3 protein-coding genes are annotated in these 2077 nt (G+C 64.6%); all 3 read right to left on the bottom strand.

The window, feature by feature from the left end; all coding sequences use genetic code 11:
* Positions 1 to 1270 (bottom strand): succinate dehydrogenase flavoprotein subunit (gene sdhA / locus ACXJKR_RS30835; protein WP_457326089.1); only part of this gene is annotated, 1270 nt, incomplete at its 3' end.
* Positions 1270 to 1629, bottom strand: coding sequence for a succinate dehydrogenase, hydrophobic membrane anchor protein (sdhD, locus tag ACXJKR_RS30830; RefSeq protein ID WP_056196389.1), 360 nt, complete (start codon positions 1627 to 1629; stop codon positions 1270 to 1272). The genes sdhD and sdhA, both read right to left, overlap by 1 nt.
* Before the next feature lie 19 nt (positions 1630 to 1648).
* Positions 1649 to 2077 carry a succinate dehydrogenase, cytochrome b556 subunit gene (sdhC, locus tag ACXJKR_RS30825; protein ID WP_056196387.1) on the bottom strand — a complete coding sequence of 143 codons (429 nt, stop codon included), beginning with the start codon at positions 2075 to 2077 and terminating at the stop codon, positions 1649 to 1651.

Genomic DNA, 2077 nt, shown 5'->3' with positions numbered 1-2077 from the left:
GGTTGAAGTCGACGATGTGGTTGCCGGCCGCGCGGCCGAACACAAGCAGGTCCAGCAGCGAGTTGGTGCCCAGGCGGTTGGCGCCGTGCACCGACACGCAGGAGCACTCACCCACGGCGTAGAGGCCGTTGATGATGTCGTTGGGCTTGCCGTTCTTGGGGATGACGACCTGGCCATGCACGTTCGTCGGGATGCCACCCATCTGGTAGTGGATGGTCGGCACGACAGGAATCGGTTCCTTGGTGATGTCGACGTTGGCGAAGTTGTGGCCAATCTCCAGCACCGACGGCAGGCGCTTGGCAATCGTCTCGGCGCCCAGGTGGGTCATGTCCAGCAGCACATAGTCCTTGTTGGGACCGCAGCCGCGACCTTCCTTGATCTCCTGGTCCATCGAGCGCGACACGAAGTCGCGCGGCGCCAGGTCCTTCAGCGTCGGGGCGTAGCGCTCCATGAAGCGCTCGCCGTTGCTGTTGCGCAGGATCGCGCCTTCGCCGCGGCAGCCTTCGGTCAGCAGCACGCCCGCGCCGGCCACGCCGGTGGGGTGGAACTGCCAGAACTCCATGTCTTCCAGCGGGATGCCGGCACGCGCCGCCATGCCCAGGCCGTCACCGGTGTTGATGAAGGCGTTGGTGGAGGCCGCGAAGATGCGGCCGGCGCCGCCGGTGGCCAGCAGCACGGTCTTGGCGTGCAGGATCTGGACCTCGCCCGTCTCCATCTCCAGCGCGGTCACGCCGACGGCATCGCCCTCGGCGTCGCGGATGATGTCCAGCGCCATCCACTCGACGAAGAACTGCGTGCGCGCCTTGACGTTCTGCTGATAGAGCGTGTGCAGCAGCGCGTGGCCGGTGCGGTCGGCCGCGGCGCAGGCGCGCTGCACGGGCTTCTCGCCGTAGTTGGCGGTGTGGCCGCCGAACGGGCGCTGGTAGATGGTGCCGTCGGCATTGCGGTCGAAGGGCATGCCGAAGTGCTCAAGCTCGTAGACGACCTTGGGCGCCTCGCGGCACATGAACTCGATGGCGTCCTGGTCGCCCAGCCAGTCCGAACCCTTGACGGTGTCGAAGAAGTGGTAGTGCCAGTTGTCCTCGGACATGTTGCCCAGGGACGCGCCGATGCCGCCTTGCGCGGCGACGGTGTGCGAGCGGGTCGGGAAGACCTTGGACAGCACGGCCACGTTCAGGCCGGCCAATGCCAGTTGCAGCGAGGCGCGCATGCCGGAGCCACCGGCCCCGACGATCACCACATCAAACTTACGGGTCGCAAGCTGCGCCATCAGAGTCTCCACAGAACCTGGATCGCCCAACCAGCGCAACCCACAAGCCAAACGAGCGTGAACACCTGCAGTGCCAGGCGCACGCCGACAGGCTTCACGTAATCCATCCAGATGTCACGCATGCCGACCCAGGCGTGATAGGCCAGGGACAGGATGGTCACGAAGGTGATGACCTTCATCCACTGCTGGGAAAAGATCGCCGCCCAGCGGTCATAGCCGAGGGCGCCGGGCATCAGCACCTGCACCAGCAGCACGACGGTAAACAGGGCCATCAGCACGGCGGTGACGCGTTGCGCGAGCCAGTCACGCAGGCCGTAATGCGCACCGACGACGATGCGCTTGGAGCCGAAAGTACTCATTGTTGTTGTCCTCGAGGGCTCAGTACAGACCGAACAGCTTGGCGCCCAGCAGCAACGTCAGCAGCGTGCTGAGGACCAGTGTGACCATTGCCGAGTTGTGGCCCTGGGCCTTGCTGACGCTGTGTGTCGCGTCCATCCACAGGTGGCGCACGCCGGCGATGAAATGGAACAGATAGCCCCAGATCAGGCCCAGCGCCACCAGCTTGACGAACCAGCCCGGGATGCCTGCGAAGCCGGCCACGAACACGTTCGTGAAGGTCTCGAAGGAGATTTCCGTGCTCAGGCTGCTGTCCAGCATCCAGACCACGAAGGGCAGCAGCAGGAACATCAGGAAGCCGCTGATGCGATGCAGGATGGAGACGATGCCGGCAGGCGGGAGGCGGTAGCTGACGATCTGTGTGACGTGAATATTGGTATAGACCGGTCTTTTCTTGACACTGTCCGTCAT

The sequence above is a fragment of the Roseateles sp. P5_E11 genome (assembly GCF_054049355.1).
The sequence above is the reverse complement of the archived record's forward strand: the minus strand, read 5'-3'. Positions and strand labels throughout refer to the sequence as shown.